The sequence below is a fragment of the Variovorax sp. Soil_C_12 genome, from assembly GCF_057657375.1.
The window spans coordinates 391,049-406,438 of sequence record NZ_JBDGIO010000001.1; the positions used below are offsets into that span (position 1 = coordinate 391,049).

At 68.9% G+C, this 15,390-nt stretch carries 10 protein-coding genes; all 10 read right to left on the reverse strand.

Annotation, left to right across the window (positions count from 1 at the left end):
- Positions 1-3: 3 nt before the first annotated feature.
- A complete protein-coding gene (locus tag AC3A6X_RS02010; RefSeq protein ID WP_487840589.1) occupies positions 4-2,991 on the reverse strand; it encodes a formate dehydrogenase subunit alpha in 2,988 nt (995 codons plus the stop codon).
- A 175-nt stretch (positions 2,992-3,166) separates the two neighbouring features.
- On the reverse strand, positions 3,167-3,391 hold the full coding sequence (locus tag AC3A6X_RS02015) for a formate dehydrogenase (protein WP_487840590.1): 225 nt from the start codon (positions 3,389-3,391) through the stop codon (positions 3,167-3,169).
- Between the two features lie 104 nt (positions 3,392-3,495).
- Positions 3,496-4,113 carry a TorD/DmsD family molecular chaperone gene (locus AC3A6X_RS02020; protein ID WP_487840591.1) on the reverse strand — a complete coding sequence of 206 codons (618 nt, stop codon included), beginning with the start codon at positions 4,111-4,113 and terminating at the stop codon, positions 3,496-3,498.
- 112 nt (positions 4,114-4,225) lie between these two features.
- Entirely contained in the window at positions 4,226-6,304 is a 2,079-nt protein-coding gene (locus AC3A6X_RS02025; protein ID WP_487841081.1) for a 4Fe-4S dicluster domain-containing protein, read from the reverse strand.
- Positions 6,264-6,950, reverse strand: a complete 687-nt coding sequence (locus AC3A6X_RS02030; protein ID WP_487840592.1) for a DUF3306 domain-containing protein — start codon at positions 6,948-6,950, stop codon at positions 6,264-6,266. Before AC3A6X_RS02030 ends, AC3A6X_RS02025 begins: the two co-directional genes overlap by 41 nt.
- Positions 6,943-7,530, reverse strand: coding sequence for a DUF3305 domain-containing protein (locus tag AC3A6X_RS02035; RefSeq protein ID WP_487840593.1), 588 nt, complete (start codon positions 7,528-7,530; stop codon positions 6,943-6,945). The genes AC3A6X_RS02030 and AC3A6X_RS02035 overlap by 8 nt, the downstream gene beginning before the upstream one ends.
- Before the next feature lie 53 nt (positions 7,531-7,583).
- Positions 7,584-8,003: an FHA domain-containing protein gene (locus AC3A6X_RS02040; RefSeq protein WP_487840594.1), complete on the reverse strand. Its 420-nt coding sequence runs from the start codon at positions 8,001-8,003 to the stop codon at positions 7,584-7,586.
- Positions 8,004-8,148: 145 nt separating this feature from the next.
- Complete coding sequence (locus AC3A6X_RS02045) at positions 8,149-10,410, reverse strand: LamG-like jellyroll fold domain-containing protein (protein ID WP_487840595.1); 2,262 nt, start codon at positions 10,408-10,410, stop codon at positions 8,149-8,151.
- A gap of 211 nt (positions 10,411-10,621) precedes the next feature.
- Positions 10,622-13,507 (reverse strand): formate dehydrogenase subunit alpha, encoded by a 2,886-nt coding sequence (gene fdhF / locus AC3A6X_RS02050; protein WP_487840596.1) that lies wholly within the window; start codon positions 13,505-13,507, stop codon positions 10,622-10,624.
- Positions 13,504-15,303, reverse strand: coding sequence for an NADH-ubiquinone oxidoreductase-F iron-sulfur binding region domain-containing protein (locus AC3A6X_RS02055; RefSeq protein WP_487840597.1), 1,800 nt, complete (start codon positions 15,301-15,303; stop codon positions 13,504-13,506). Before AC3A6X_RS02055 ends, fdhF begins: the two co-directional genes overlap by 4 nt.
- Positions 15,304-15,390: the final 87 nt, after the last annotated feature.

Sequence of the window (15,390 nt, forward strand, 5' to 3'; positions counted from 1 at the left end):
CCTTTATGCTTTCTCGATGTTGCAGACCGTCGTCTTGGTCTCTTGCATCATGGTCACGCTGTCGTAGCCATAGGTGGTCGAGGTGTTGATCGCCTCGCCGCGCACCACCGGCGCCGCGCCCGACGGGTAGTAGGGCAGCATGTCCGCCCCCTGCCAGTGGCCGGAGAAGTGGAAGGGCATGAAGACCGTGTCGGGCCCCACCCGCTCGGTGACCAGCGCCTGCACGTTGAGCTTGGCGCCGGTGGGCGTGTGGACCCAGGCGCGCTCGCCGTTGCGGATGTTCTTCTCGGCCGCGACCTTGGGGTTGATCTCGATGAACATCTCCTGCTGCAGCTCGGCGAGCCAGGGGTTGGAGCGGGTTTCCTCGCCGCCGCCCTCGTACTCGACCAGCCGGCCGGAAGTCATGATGTAGGGGAATTTCTCGGCCACCTTGTCCGCGATGTTCTTCTGCTGCACGCTCTTGTAGAGGGTGGGCAGGCGCCAGAAGGCCATCTTGTCGTCGTGCGTCGGGTACTTGGCCATCAGGTCCGGCCGCGTGCCGTACAGGGGCTCGCGATGCTGCGGGATGGCATCGGGGAAGTTCCACACCAGCGCGCGCGCCTTGGCATTGCCGAAGACGTGGCAGCCGTGGTTCTTCATGGTCACGCGGATGATGCCGCCCGAGTTGTCGGTCTTCCAGTTCTTGCCCTCGGCCTTGGCCTTCTCGGCATCGGTGAGCTCGTCCCACCAGCCGAGCTTCTTGAGCAGCAGGTGGTCGAACTCCGGATAGCCGGTGGTGATCTCGGCGCCGAGCGAACACGAGCCGTCCTCGGCCAGCAGGTTCTTGCCGTTGCGCTCCACGCCGAAATTGGCGCGGAAGTTGCCGCCGCCATCCATCACGTGCCTGGAGGTGTCGTAGAGGTTGGCGCTGCCCGGGTGCTTGAGCGCGGGCGTGCCGTAGCAGGGCCAGGGCAGGCCGAAGTAGTCGCCCGTGAGGTCGTAGCCGTTGACCTTGTCCTTGCCCGACTTGGCACGCAGCGTGCGCACGTCGAAAGCGCCCATGTTGCGCATGTGGGCCTGCAGCCGCTCGGGGCTTTGCCCGGTGTAGCCGATGGTCCAGCAGCTGTTGTTGATCTCGCGCAGGATGTCGTCGGGGATGGGCTCGTCCATGCCCTTGACCTTCTGCATCTTGTAGTTCTTGCTGAGCTCCTTGCCGAAGCCCAGCCGATCGGCGAACTGCTGCATGATCATGTGGTCGCTGCGGCTCTCCCACAGCGGCTCGATGACCTTCTCGCGCCATTGCAGCGAGCGGTTCGAGGCGGTGACAGAGCCGCTGGTCTCGAACTGGGTGCAGGCCGGCAGCAGGTAGACCGCGCGCTTGGGGTTCAGGTCCTCGGGCCGGCCCGGCATGGCGGCCATGGCCGCGGTCGCCGAGGGGTACGGGTCCACCACCACCAGCAGGTCCAGCTTGTCCATGGCCCGCTTCATCTCGAGGCCGCGGGTCTGCGAGTTGGGGGCGTGGCCCCAGTAGAAGACGCCGCGCAGGTTGGCGTCCTGGTCGATCAGCTCGTTCTTCTCGAGCACGCCGTCGATCCAGCGCGAGACCGTGATGCCCGGTTTGCTCATCATCGCGGGCGAGGCAAACTGCTTCTTGATCCACTCGAAGTCCACGCCCCAGACGGTGGCGAAATGCTTCCAGGCGCCCTCGGCGATGCCGTAGTAGCCGGGCAGCGAGTCGGGGTTGGGCCCGACGTCGGTGGCGCCCTGCACGTTGTCATGGCCGCGGAAGATGTTGGTACCGCCGCCCGACTTGCCCACGTTGCCCAGCGCCAGCTGCAGGATGCAGGAGGCGCGCACGATGGCGTTGCCGATAGAGTGCTGGGTCTGGCCCATGCACCAGACGACGGTGCCGGGCCGGTTCTCGTTGAGCCAGGTCGCGACCTTCAGCACCTGGGCCTCCTTGACGCCGCAGGCCTCCTCGACCTTGTCGGGCGTCCACTTGGCCATCACGTCGGCGCGCACCTCGTCCATGCCGAAGACGCGGTCGTTGATGTACTTCTTGTCTTCCCAGCCGTTCTTGAAGATGTGGTACAGGATGCCGAACAGGAAGGGGATGTCGGAGCCCGAGCGGATGCGCACGTACTCGTCGGCCTTGGCCGCGGTCCGCGTGAAGCGCGGATCGACCACGATCATCTTGCAGCCGTTTTCCTTCGCATGCAGCATGTGCAGCATGCTCACCGGATGCGCCTCGGCCGCGTTGGAGCCGATGTACATCGCCACCTTCGAGTTGCGCATGTCGTTGTACGAATTGGTCATGGCGCCGTAGCCCCATGTGTTCGCCACGCCCGCCACCGTGGTCGAGTGGCAGATGCGCGCCTGGTGGTCGCAGTTGTTGCTGCCGAAGAAGCTCACGAACTTGCGCAGCAGGTAGGCCTGCTCGTTGTTGTGCTTGCTGGAGCCGATCCAGTAGACCGAGTCGGGCCCGCTGGCCTGGCGCAGCTCCTTGAGCCTGGCGGTGATCTCGTCGAGCGCCTGGTCCCAGCCGATGCGCTGGTACTTGCCGTCGATGAGCTTCATGGGGTAGCGCAGCCGGTATTCGCCATGGCCGTGCTCGCGCAGCGCGGCGCCCTTGGCGCAGTGCGCGCCGAGGTTGAGCGGCGAGTCGAAGACCGGCTCCTGCCGGACCCAGACGCCGTTCTCGACCACGGCGTCGGAGGCGCAACCGACCGAGCAGTGGGTGCAGACCGTGCGCCGGACCTCGATCTTGCCGGCGCCGACGGCCGCCGGCTTGCCCTCGGCGGCCTGCGTCTTGCGCATCAGCGTGAGCTGGCCGGCGGCCAGGCCGACGCCGACCCCCAACCCCGAGCGCCGCAGGAAGGCGCGCCGGTCCATGGTCGGCAAGGCGTTCGCGAGGCCGCGCCGCAGGCTGTGGACGAAGGGCGAGGCGGCGGATGAAGAATGAAGCGGTTCGCCGTCGCGCGGGACGGCGGTCGACTTGCGGGTCAGCAGCATGGTGGTGGTGTCCTCAGAAGCTGTGAATGAATCCGCCGCGCCCGAGCAGACCGTCCAGGCGGCTCCAATCAAGGCGCAAAGCGCAGCCGTAGCTCGCGCTACGGCGAGCATTTGCAACGCAGAGCGGGGCCGCCTGGGCGGGATGAGCGGGCGTGGCGGATTTATTCATAGCTTCTCAGGCCGAAGTGGTCTGGTAGTAGCGCTTGACGTGTTCGCTCAGCGTGTAGCCGCCGCCCTTCTCGGGCGCCGGCTTGGGAGCGGGAGTGGCGGCGGAGGCCGGCGCCTCGACGACCTTGGGCAGCACCGTGACGGCTGCTGCGGCTGCGCCGACCGAGGCGGCGCCCAAAAAGAAACCCCGGCGGGATGCCGGCTTCGTGCCGGCGGATTGGCTGTCCTGCATATCGACTCCAGGAGTGGCTCGGTAAAACTGGATATGAAACCAGTTACATATCTTTGGATACTAGTCCAGACCCTAATAGGTCGGCAATCAAAAGCCCCTCAGGGCTAGGTCAGCATGTCGAAGCCCTGGGCCTCGACATCGGCGAAGGCCCGGGTCAGCCCCGCCAGGGCGGCATAGAAATGCGCCTTCGGATGCTGCGCCACCGCATCGCACATCGCCGGCAGCCAGGGCTGCACATGGGCGGCGAAGAAGGCCTGCTGCTGCGTGAGGTTGGCCACCGCGACGTCCTCGCCGGCGATCAGGTAGCGCATGACCTCGAACAGGCAGGCCACGTGGTCCTCGGTCTCCGGCACAGCCTGCTCGCGCGCCAGGCCCAGCCGGTCCAGGTCGGCGCGCAGGCGTGCCAGCGGCTTGTCGTTGAGAAAGCCGCTCAGGTAGTGCGAGCCGAACAGGTAGACCTCGGGCTTGCCGATGCCGCCGAAGAGCGCGTCGTACTCGTCGCGCGCCGCGGCCGCGTCGAGGCCGCGCGCCACGCCGACCAGCTGGCGCCAGGGCTCCTCCAGGAAGGCGCCGGCCGCCGGCGCCTCGGTGGGCGCGACCTGGAAGGCGGCGAGCAGCTCGGCATCGGGGGCCGCATACCAGAGTCGCGCGAGCAGGCCATAGAGCTCGGCACGCGCGAGCTCTTCGTCAAGGGCGGAAGTGGCCGGGAAACTGGCGCTCATCAAAAAACCTCCGCGCAAAGCGCTCCGGTATTCGCCTTGGGAACGGCGCTGCGGCTCATAAAAAACCTCCGCGCAAGCGCTCCGGTATTCGCCTTGGGAACGGCCCTGCGGCTCATAGCTGCGTGATCTTCATTTCGTTGGAGGCGCTGTACAGGTCGATGACCCGGCAGTCGCTGCACATCTTGAGGCGCTCGAGCGCCTCGCCCTGGAACATCGCATGGCCGGCCAGCTTGCCGAGCATGGCCTCGATCGCCTTCTCGGTGCCGAAGGGCTTGTCGCAGCGGATGCAGCGCCAGGGCTTCGCCTCGTTGAGGACCACCGGCTGGCTGCGCTCGGGCGCCACGAGCAGCCGGGGCACGAGCGAGATGGCGTCCTCGGGGCAGGTGCTTTCGCACAGGCCGCACTGCACGCAGTTCTTCTCGACGAAGCGCAGCTGCGGCGCGTTGGGGTTGTCCTGCAGGGCGCTCGCCGGGCAGGCGCTCACGCAGGCCAGGCACATCGTGCACTTGTTCTTGTCGACCTCGATGGCGCCGTAGGGGGAGGCCGCGGGCAACGCGATGGCGAACGGCGCCTCGCGGCCGGCCTTCATCACAGGCGCGGCATCGACCAGGTGGTCGAGCGCCAGCTCGAGCGTGCTGCGCTTCTCGGCGCCGACCGCGAAGCGCGCCGGCGCCGCCGGCCGCTGCGGCTGCATGCGGGGCAGCTCGGCCAGCGCGCTGTCGAGCGCCGCGGGTTGGCTCGCCTCGATCAACCGGAAATGCGTGCCGGCGTAGCCCAGGCCCGCAAGCACGGCCTGCGCGATCGCCATCTGTTCGCGCAGCGCCTCGATGTAGGCCGGCGCTTCCTCGCCGGTCGCCAGCACCGCCACCTGCGAGGCGCCGAAGGCGACGGCGCTCAGCCACAGGTCGATGCCGGTGCTCGCCGCATGCCAGAGGCCGACCGGGATGACCTGGGCCGGCACGCCCTGCGCACGGCCGAGCCGCGCGTCGCGGCCCAGCTGCTCGATCAGGGCCTGGCCGCCTTCGCGGCCATGCAGCAGCAGCACCGCATCGCGCCCGCCCGCCACGGCATAGGTGGAGAGCAGCGTGCGCAGCTTCGTGCCCTGGTCAGGCGCATGCGGGTAGGCGTAGGCCAGCGCGCCGGTCGGGCAGACGGTGGTGCAGGCGCCGCAACCCACGCAGAGGTTCGGGTTGACGACGATGCGCTGGCGCTCCTTGTCGCTGCTCACCGCATGGGCCGAGCAGACCTCGATGCAGGCCTTGCAGCCCACCTGCTCGTTGCGGCTGTGGGCGCAGAGCTTCTGCCGGTAGTCGAAGAACTTCGGCTTCTCGAACTCGCCGACCAGCTCGCGCAGTTGGAGCAAGGTCGAAGGCGCCTGCGGGTTCGCCAGGCCGCCGCGCAGGTGAAAGTAGCCCTGCGGCGGCGCGTGCCAGTCGATCAGCGGCACCTCGCCCAGGTCGAGCACCAGGTCGAAGCCGGCCTCGAGGGCCTCGGCGGGGCGGCCGAAGTCGATGGCGCCGGCCACCGTACAAACCCGCTCGCAGTCGCGGTGCGACTGGCACTTCGCGTTGTCGATCTGGTAGTCCAGGCCGATGGCCTGCTCGGGGCAGGCCGCCACGCAGGCGTTGCAGCGGGTGCAGAGATCGAGGTCGATCGCGTTGTCGCGCGTCCAGCGCAGCTGGAAGGCGCCGAGCCAGCCGGCGAGCGCAACGATGCGGCCGGCGACCACGGGCCAGCGGCGCTCCTGCGCACCGCCCGCGCTGCCGGGGCCGCGCGAGAAGATGGTGAGCTGCAGCGTGTCGGCCAGCAGCGCGGCCACGCGCTCCGCCTCGTCCAGCGCGCCGACGACCAGCAGCCGGCCCTGGCTCTTGTAGCTCACGATGCCGACCGGCTCGGGCTCCGGCAGCCGGGCCTGCGCGAGCAGCGCGGCGATCTTCGGGCTGGCGCTCGCCGCATCGCGGCTCCAGCCACCGGTCTCGCGGATGTTGACGAAGCGGATCGGCGACTCGGCCCCGGGCGTCTGCTGTGCGAGCTCGCCGAACAGGCGCTTCTCCTGCGTGCAGGCCACGATCACCTCGTCGCCGGACTGGATCGCACGCTGGAAGGCCGGCGCCTCGCGGCGGCACAGGGTGGAGTGAAGGGGCAGTGTCTCAGCCAGCGCCGCGCCGAGGGTCTTCGGCTCGAGTGGCATCGTCTTGTTGCAGTCGCAGATCAGCGTGGTGGTCATCGGTTTCTTGGCTGGCCGGCTGCGCATCGGTGGCGACCGGTTGGCTGGGAACGGGGTCCGTGGAGACTGACTCTGCCACGTCTGCGCTTGCGTCGGTCTCAGGGTCTTTGTCAGGCTGCTCGTCGAACAGCTTCATGAATTTCGCGCTGGCCATCTGGCGCAGCACGCGCTCCGGCACGGGGGTCGAAACGGAATAGTCGTCGATGTAAGTGTCGAGACCATCCATGACGTTGAAGTGCGGATCGGCGAACAGCTTCTTGAGCGCGGCGTTCTTGACTTCGGGCGCGACGTTGCTGGCGAGGAAGGGTTTGAAGTCCGATTCCGGTGTGAGCAATTCCGCATCCGCCAACGTCGGGGCCGGCGGTATTTCTCCCTCCCCTTCCGGGGCTGAGACCCGCGGCTCCGAGCCTGCCTGCGCAGGCTCGGACGGGTCGAAGGGGCGCCGCGTCTCGCGGCGACGCGTGGGGTTGGGGTGGGGGCACGCAGCCTCGGCAACCGGCGCAGGCTCCACAGGCGCCTTCACCGGCAGGACCGGCTCTTCCGGAACCCCCTCCCCTCCCTTCACCAGCCGCTTGCGCCGCGACCACCGCTCGAAGAACCCTTCAGACATCGCCCGCCCCCCGCCCGCGCTTCTTCTCCGTCGACACACTCGCCGCATTGCCGAAGCGATCCACCAGCGGCTTGAAGCTCTGCGGCCGCTGCCGCCGCCTGGGCTCGGCCTCGTAATGCTCGTCGACCCAGGTGCGCAGCCATTCCACCACCTCGGGCGGCGCCGGCACCTGCTCGACCGTCTCCTGCGCATCGAGCCAGCGGCCCGCCTCGCTGTAGCTCAGCGTGACCACCACCGGCCGCGCGATCGGCTCCGCGGCCACCGACGCCTCTTCCTCGAGGCGCCACAGCACGAACCAGCCGGGCGCCGGCGTTGTTGCGTTGAGGCGATAACCGTCGGTGTCGTCGCGAAACAGTTCGACCTTGAAGCCCGGGTGCAACCAGCGCTGCACCTCGTCGTCCTGCTGCAGCAGGCGGGGGGCGCTGCCGAAGCCCGGCTCGTCGGGCATCACCGCCTCGAGCGTCCAGCGCCAGGGCTGCCAATGGCTCGAGGGCCCGTGCAGCCGCTCGCGCCGCATCACGACCGCGACCTCGAGCGAGGGGCGCACGCCGTCATCGATGGGGCTGGGGGGCGGGTTCATGCGCTCGACGATAGCTCAAGCGGCGCGTGGACATGCCGCTGCGGCTATTGCGTTCAGGGCAGCAGGGACAGCGACTCGCGCTTGCGCGGGCGCACCCATGTCCGGCGCGGCTGTGCATCGAGCTGGTCCAGGTCGCCCGGCACGGTCACCAGGCGCAGCGCCTCGGCCGGCGGCAGCACGGCGGTGCTGTAGAGAAAGCGCAGCTGGCAGTCGCCCACGGTGATCGCATCGCCGTTGCCGAGCGGCCGGGTGCCGATCACCCGCTCGTCGTTGAGGTAGGTGCCGTTGCGGCTGCCGAGGTCGGCGAGCAGGTAGCGGTCGCCCGTCCATTCGATGAGCGCGTGCTGACGGCTCACCTTGTCGCTGTCGATGCACACGCGGTTGCCGACGGCGCGTCCGATGGTCGTGGACGGTCCGGCGATGTTGATCTGCCGCACGCTGCTGTTGCGGGCCAACACGATGAGTCTGGGCATTCCCTCTTCCTGCTAGTCATTGAACTGTCACCGAGCTTAGCGACGCGGTGCAGCGTCCATGCCTGCAAACAGAAGCATCAAAGTACTCTTGTTCAGCCCCCGTTCGCAGCCGCGTGAAGAAGTTGGCGCGCGGCCAGGTCGCGCGTCAGGCGGCAAGCGCCGCGATGTCGGCGGCGCTCAATGCGCCGCTGTAGATGCTCAGGTCCTGCATGCGCCCGTTGAAGCAGGGGTCGGCCGCGTACTGCGAGCGGCCGAGCCAGTTCTGCGTGGTGTCGCCGAGCTGCCACGGCGCCAGCGCGATCGCGTTGTTGCTGCCGGCGGCCACGCCGTCGACGTACAACGTGCCGGTGGTGCCCGACAGGGTCACCGCGAGATGCACCCAGCGGCCGGTGGGCAAGGCGCTCGCCACGATGTTCTGCTCGCCATACCAGGTGGTGCCGGTGACGGTGAAGCGCATCGAGCCGCCGCTGTCGCGCGGCAGCAGTGCGAGGTAGGCGATGTCGCTGGAGCCGAAGTCGAACACGCGCGTGTTGGTGGCGGTGGTGTTCCAGTACACCCACAGCGCGATGGTGAAGTCGCCGAGGCCGGAGAGCACGCCGGTGGGAAGGGCGAGGTGGCCGCTGCTGCCGTCGAGCGCCAGTGCGCCGCCACCGTTGCGGCCCGGGCCCCAGCTCGCGCCCCCCTGCAGCCTGCCGTGCTGGGCGTTGCCGCTGGCATCGGTGGCCGCCGTTCCGCTGGCCGCGTCCAGCGGCAGCTGCACGCGCAGCTCGGCGGGGAGTGCCGCGCGCGCCACGTTGGAAACGCTGCTCTCGCCGCTGGCGCTCACCGCGGTGACGACGTAGTACCAGACCCCGTTGCCCGGCGTGTCGGTGTAGGTGCGGGGGTCGGTGACGCTGGCGACGGTGGCGAAAGGCCCGCTCGCCGAGCTGCCGCGCTTGACCTTGTAGCTCGTCGCGCCCGCGCTGCCCCACCACGACATCAGCACTTGGCCGGCGGTGACATGGGCGGTGAGGCCGCTCGGCGGCGTGCCTGCGGCGGCCGCGTCGCGGCTGTAGGTCAGCGTGCCGAAGCTCGGCTGGTCGCCGCCCCATTCGCTGCGCTCCGGGCGGATCTGGGCGGCGATGGCGGCCACCCAGGGCGCTGCCAGGCCTTTGCGATTGACGTAGTGGTTGTAGATCGACTCCCAGGCTGGGCGCAGGTTGGGCTGCCCGCCGGTCGACACCACGGTGAAGGTGCCCTGCCGGTTGGCGTAGGTCGAGAACGGCGGCGAGTAGTACTGGCCGCTGCCGTCCTGCAGGTTCGACTTGGCCACGTACTCGGCGCCGGCCAGGAAGCGGTTGTTCCAGTACCCGTACAGGTCCTCGCCCTGGTTCCACGCCATCTCGCACAGCAGTCCGGTCAGCGCCATGCCGAGCGTCGCGTGGCCCTGGTCCCGGCCGCTTTCCTGCCACTGGCCCAGATAGCCGGGATGGAGCATGTAGACGTTGTGCGCCGCCGCGCCGTTGCCGCGGCCGGTCTTGTAGTAGGCGATGGCCTCGTCGTAGAGATCGGTGCGATCGCAGAAGACGCCGATGGCCAGGATGCCGCAGATGTTGCAGAGATCCCAGTTGGCCCAGTAGTTGGTGATGTTCGCGCCGTTGTGGTTGAGCAGGAAGCTGTGGCACAGCGGATAGAACACCTCGAGCAACAGCTTCTGGAAGCGGGCCACGCCTTCGGCCGACCAGCCTGCGTAGCTGCGCATCATCTCGGCCGCGTTGGCCCACTGGTAGCCGTAGATGCCGGCGGCGAGGAAGCGGTCGGCATTGCCGGTGAGCGTGGTCATCGTCGATGACCAGGCGTCCAGATACTGCACGGCGAGGTCCGCATACGCGGTGTTGCCGGAGACCTTCCAGCGCAACGCGAACTGGTAGGCGCGCTCCATGTCCTCGACCATGGTGCGGTGGTTCTCGCCGTCGCCGCCGCGCACCACGGTGGCCAGCGGCACGGGCGCGCGGCCCAGCTGGGCGCGGCTGCTGCCGGTGAGCGCGTTCCAGCCGTTGAGCCAGGGCTGGGCGCCGGCCGCCACCTTGGTTCGCATGCGCTCGAAGTCGGCGTCGGTGTGCAGCAGGCCGGGATGCGTGAACTTCCGCCCCTGCGCAGTCGATGTCGAGGTGGGCTCGGAAGCGGCGGGGGCGGATGTGGCGGGCGCAACGTTCTCGGAGGACGCGGCCGCCGTGGTGCCCGCCGCCGTGGTGGGCGCCGTCGTCGACGCCGTGGTGCCGGTCGCGCTGGCGTTCAAGCCGCCAAAGCCTCCACCGCCATCTCCGCAGCCTGTGGTGCCCAGCGCCAGGAGGCTCGCCGCGCCCGCGCAGAAAAGGCGGCGATCCAGTGAAATCTCGTTGTCGTTGTCGTTCTGGTGGTCCGGCATGTGCTGTATTCGATCGGCCTTGCTGGCCTAAAAGGAACGATCAGCAACATATATGCCCGTCAGCCACGATGGGGCAGCCGCCGGCGCTCGCACTGGAGACCGAAGGCGGATGCGCCGCGAAATGTCAATCGCCGACCTGGCGAAAGCGACATTCAGCGTGACATAAGTCGCATCCTGCGACCAGAAACGTCACACCTTTGACGCGCTGGCCTCAATGCGCGGGCGCGCTCACCGCCCCCGTTCCGTAGCCCGCGGCCGCCACGGGGGTGCCGCCCGGCAGCACCTGCACGGCGCAGTACTTGAACTCGGGAATCTTGCCCATCGGATCGAGCGCGGCGTTGGTCATCAGGTTGGCGGCGGCCTCGTAGTAGGCGAAGGGCACGAAGACCGCGCCGTTCGGCGTGCCGTCGTCGCGCCGCACGTGGATGGCGACTTCGCCGCGCCGCGATCGGATGGTGATCACGTCGCCGGCCTGCAGGCCCAGCGCATCGAGATCGCCCTGGTTCATCGAGGCCGTGGCCATGGGCTCCAGCGCATCCAGCACCGTCGCGCGCCGCGTCATGCTGCCCGTGTGCCAGTGCTCCAGCTGGCGGCCGGTGATCAGCACGAAGGGGTACTGCGCATCGGGCCGCTCGTCGGCCGGGATGATGTCCGCGGGCACCAGCTTCACGCGGCCGTCCGCAGTCGGAAAGCTGTCGATGAAGACGGTCGGCTGGCCCGGGTCGTCGGCGCTCAGGCAGGGATAGGTCACGCTGGACTCGCGCTCGAGGCGCTCCCAGCTGATGCCGCTGATGGCGGCGTGCATGGCCTGGCGCATTTCGTCGTAGACGGCAGCCACGCCGCATTCCTCGCCTTCGTAGTTCCAGGGCAGGCCCATGCGCTGGGCGAGCTGCTGAATGATCCACAAGTCGGGCTTCGCATCGCCCGGCGGATTCAACGCGCGCTTGCCCAGCTGCACCATGCGGTCGGTGTTGCTCACCGTCCCGGTCTTCTCGGGCCAGGCGCTGGCGGGCAGCACCACGTCCGCCAGCCAGGCGGTCTCGGTCATGAAGATGTCTTGCACGACCAGGTGCTCCAGGCTCGCGAGCGCGTGGCGCGCATGGTTGAGGTCCGGATCGCTCATCGCCGGGTTCTCGCCCATGATGTACATGCCGCGGATCTTGTGCGGATCGTCCTCCGGGGCCAGCGCCTTGTGCATGATCTCGACCACCGTGTAGCCGGGCTTCTCGTCGAGTGGCACGCCCCAGAAGTTCTCGAACCAGGCATGCGCGCCGGGCTCGTCCACCCGCTGGTAGTTGGGGAACATCATCGGGATCAGCCCCGCGTCGCTCGCGCCCTGCACGTTGTTCTGGCCGCGCAGCGGATGCAGGCCCGAGCCGGGCTTGCCGATCTGGCCGGTGACCGTGACCAGCGCGATCAGGCAGCGCGCGTTGTCGGTGCCATGCACATGCTGGCTGATGCCCATGCCCCACAGCACCATCGCGCCCTTCGCAGTAGCGAAGGCCCGTGCCACCTCGCGCAGCGTCTCGGCCGGGATGCCGCAGATCGGCGCCATGGCTTCGGGGCTGTAGCCCTTGACGTTCTCGCGCAGCGCCTCGAAGTTGCTGGCGCGATCGCGCACGAAGGCTTCGTCGACCAGGCCCTCGTCGATCACCGCGTGGATCAGCGCGTTGAGCATGGCGACGTCGGTGTCGGCCTTGAACTGCAGGGTGCGCCAGGCGTGCCGGCCGATGTCGGTGATGCGCGGATCGGCCAGCACGATCTTCGCGCCGCGCTTGGCGGCGTTCTTCATCCAGGTGGCGGCCACCGGATGGTTGGCGGTGGGGTTGGAGCCGATGACGAAGATCAGCTCGGCATGCTCCACGTCGTTGACCTGGTTGCTCACCGCGCCCGAGCCGACGCCTTCGAGCAAGGCCGCCACGCTGGAGGCATGGCACAGCCGCGTGCAGTGGTCGACGTTGTTGCTGCCGAAGCCGACGCGCACCAGCTTCTGGAACAGGTAGGCCTCCTCGTTGCTGCCCTTGGCGGAGCCAAAGCCGGCCAGGGCCTTGTTGCCGTGCGTGTCGCGCAGGTCCTTGAGCTTGCCGGCCGCGAGTGCGAGCGCTTCTTCCCAGGTCGCTTCGCGGAAGGTGTCGTGCCAGTCGCCAGGACGCGGCGCGTCGCTGAAGCCCTTGGGCACGCCGGGCTTGCGGATCAGCGGCACGGTCAGGCGCTGCGGATGGTGCGCGTAGTCGAAGCCGAAGCGGCCCTTGACGCAGAGCCGGCCATGGTTGGCCGGGCCGTCGCGGCCGTCGACGCTGACGATCTTTTCATCCTTCACGTTGTAGGTGATCAGGCAGCCCACGCCGCAGAAGGGGCAGACCGAGTCGACCTTGCGGTCGACCTGCTGCGAGCCGATGTGGCTCTTGGGCATCAGCGCGCCGGTGGGGCAGGCCTGCACGCATTCGCCGCACGCCACGCAGGTGCTGTCGCCCATGGGGTCGTCGAGATCGAAGACGATCTTCGAGTCGGCGCCGCGCAGGGCGTAGCCGATGACGTCGTTGACCTGCTCCTCGCGGCAGGCGCGCACGCAGCGGTTGCACTGGATGCAGGCGTCGAGGTTGACGGCCATGGCGGGGTGGGAGAGGTCGGGCTGCGGTTGCTCGCGGCGCAGGGCCTTGAGGGCGGGGCGGACCTTCACCTGAAGACGCTGGGCCCAGTCGCTGAGCTCGCCGTGCTGGCCCACCGGCGTGCCCTCCGCCACACCCGCATCGTTCCACTTGTACCCCTCATCCGGCATATCGGACAGCAGCATCTCCACCACCATCCGCTGGCTCTTCAACGCCCGCTCGCTCGTCGCCTGCACCTCCATCCCGGCGGTCACATTGCGGCAGCAGCTCGGCGCCAGCACGCGCTCGCCCTTCACCTCGACCACGCAGGAGCGGCAGTTGCCATCCGCCCGCAGCCCTTCCTTGTAGCAAAGCCGCGGGATCTCCACCCCATGCCGCTGCGCGGCCTGCAGGATGCTCTCGCCCTCGAAGGCCTCGACCGCACGCCCGTCGAGCGTGAACTCCACGGTCTGCGGCATCAGTTCGTTCAGCTTGGCGGGCGCGTTCATTCGATCTCCTGCGCAAAGTACTTCTGGACGCAGCGGATCGGATTGGGCGCCGCCTGCCCCAGCCCGCAGATCGACGCATCGCCCATCACCTGCGCCAGGTCTTCCAGCGTGGCCTGGTCCCACACCGGCGCCTCCATCAGCGCCGCCGCCTTGGCCGTGCCCACGCGGCAGGGCGTGCACTGGCCGCAGCTCTCGTGCTCGAAGAAGCGCATCACGTTGCGCGCCGCGTCGCGCGCCCGGTCATGCTGGCTCAGCACCATGACCGCGGCCGAGCCGATGAAGCAGCCGTGAGGTTGCAGGGTGTCGAAGTCCAGCGGGATGTCGCCCATGCGCGCCGGCAGGATGCCGCCCGACGCACCGCCGGGCAGGTAGGCATAAAGCTGGTGGCCGTCCAGCATGCCGCCGCAATACTCGTCGATCAGCTCCCGCACCGTGATGCCCGCAGGCGCGAGCTTGACGCCGGGCTGCTTCACCCGCCCGCTCACGCTGAAGCTGCGCAGCCCCTTGCGCCCTTGGCGGCCGAAGCCGCTGAACCACTGAGGCCCCTTCTCGACGATGTCGCGCACCCAGTAGAGGGTCTCGAAGTTGTGCTCCAGCGTGGGCCGGCCGAACAGGCCGACCTGCGCGATGTAGGGCGGGCGCATGCGGGGTTCGCCGCGCTTGCCCTCGATGCTCTCGATCATCGCGGACTCCTCGCCGCAGATGTAGGCGCCGGCGCCGCGCCGCAGCTCGATGCGCGGCAGTTCGCAGGGCGGATCGGCCCGGAGTTTCGCGAGCTCGGCCTCCAGCAGCGCGCGGCAGTCGTGGTATTCGTCCCGCAGGTAGATGTAGCAGGCCTCGGTGCCCACCACCTGCGCCGCGACCAGCACGCCCTCGAGGAAGCGGTGCGGATCGCGCTCCAGGTAGACGCGGTCCTTGAAGGTGCCGGGCTCGCCCTCGTCGATGTTCACCGCCATCAGCCGCGGCGCCGGCTGCTCGCGCACGATGCGCCACTTGCGCCCGGCCGGAAAGCCTGCGCCGCCGAGGCCGCGCAGGCCGGAGTCCTCCATCGCCTGGAGCACGGCCTGGGCGTCCTGCTCGCCGTTGACCAGCGCGGCCGCAAGCGCGTAGCCGCCGTGGGCGCGGTAGGTCGCGTAGTCGGTGAAGGCGGGCAGGGTCTGCACCGCATCGGGCGGCGGCGTCACGCTTTTCTCGGTGAAGGCCGAGGGCACGAAATGGCCGGTCTCGCGCGGCGCCGGTGCCGATTCCAGCGCCTGCAGGATCTTGTCCGCATCCGCCATCGGCACGGCGCGCTGGTGCACCGCCGCGGCCGGCGCCTGCTCGCAGCGGCCGATGCAGGGCGCTGCGATCACGCGCACGTCCTCACGGCCCGCTGCGCCCAGCAGCGCGGGCAACCGCGCCAGCAGGTCCTGCGCGCCCGCCAGCTCGCAGGCCAAGCCGTCGCACACGCGCACCGTGAGGCCGGGCGCCTGCTCGTCGCCGCGCAGGATCTCGAAGTGGTGATAGAAGGTCGCGACCTCGTAGACCTCGGCCATCGGGATGTTCGTCAGCGAGGCCAGCGCCACCAGGTGCCGGTCGTGCAGGCCCAGGCAGGCATCGTTGAGCCGGTGCAGGTGCTCGATCAGCAGGTCGCGCCGAAAGCCGCCGTCGGGCCTGGTGCCGATGAGCGCGCGCACCTCGTCGAGCGCTGCGGCCTCGGGCTGGCGGCCCTTGAGCTTGCTCTTGCGGCGGATGCGCTCGCGCAGCTGGTCAGGGGTGGCGAGGGGGATCGCCGCGATCGTATTGGAAGGATTCATTGCCTTGTCCGTGGAGACGGATTGGGTGTGCGTGCCCGACTGTGGCGCGCCATGCCGCTTTCGGCAAATTGAATCCGCGCATCGGGC

Excerpts from the sequence above, each read along its gene's own strand:
- AC3A6X_RS02010 (WP_487840589.1), bottom strand. The coding sequence starts at position 2,991 with ATGCTGCTGACCCGCAAGTCGACCGCCGTCCCGCGCGACGGCGAACCG.
- AC3A6X_RS02015 (WP_487840590.1), bottom strand. The coding sequence starts at position 3,391 with ATGCAGGACAGCCAATCCGCCGGCACGAAGCCGGCATCCCGCCGGGGT.
- AC3A6X_RS02020 (WP_487840591.1), bottom strand. The coding sequence starts at position 4,113 with ATGAGCGCCAGTTTCCCGGCCACTTCCGCCCTTGACGAAGAGCTCGCG.
- AC3A6X_RS02025 (WP_487841081.1), bottom strand. The coding sequence starts at position 6,304 with ATGCCACTCGAGCCGAAGACCCTCGGCGCGGCGCTGGCTGAGACACTG.
- AC3A6X_RS02030 (WP_487840592.1), bottom strand. The coding sequence starts at position 6,950 with ATGTCTGAAGGGTTCTTCGAGCGGTGGTCGCGGCGCAAGCGGCTGGTG.
- AC3A6X_RS02035 (WP_487840593.1), bottom strand. The coding sequence starts at position 7,530 with ATGAACCCGCCCCCCAGCCCCATCGATGACGGCGTGCGCCCCTCGCTC.
- AC3A6X_RS02040 (WP_487840594.1), bottom strand. The coding sequence starts at position 8,003 with ATGCCCAGACTCATCGTGTTGGCCCGCAACAGCAGCGTGCGGCAGATC.
- AC3A6X_RS02045 (WP_487840595.1), bottom strand. The coding sequence starts at position 10,410 with ATGCCGGACCACCAGAACGACAACGACAACGAGATTTCACTGGATCGC.
- fdhF (WP_487840596.1), bottom strand. The coding sequence starts at position 13,507 with ATGAACGCGCCCGCCAAGCTGAACGAACTGATGCCGCAGACCGTGGAG.
- AC3A6X_RS02055 (WP_487840597.1), bottom strand. The coding sequence starts at position 15,303 with ATGAATCCTTCCAATACGATCGCGGCGATCCCCCTCGCCACCCCTGAC.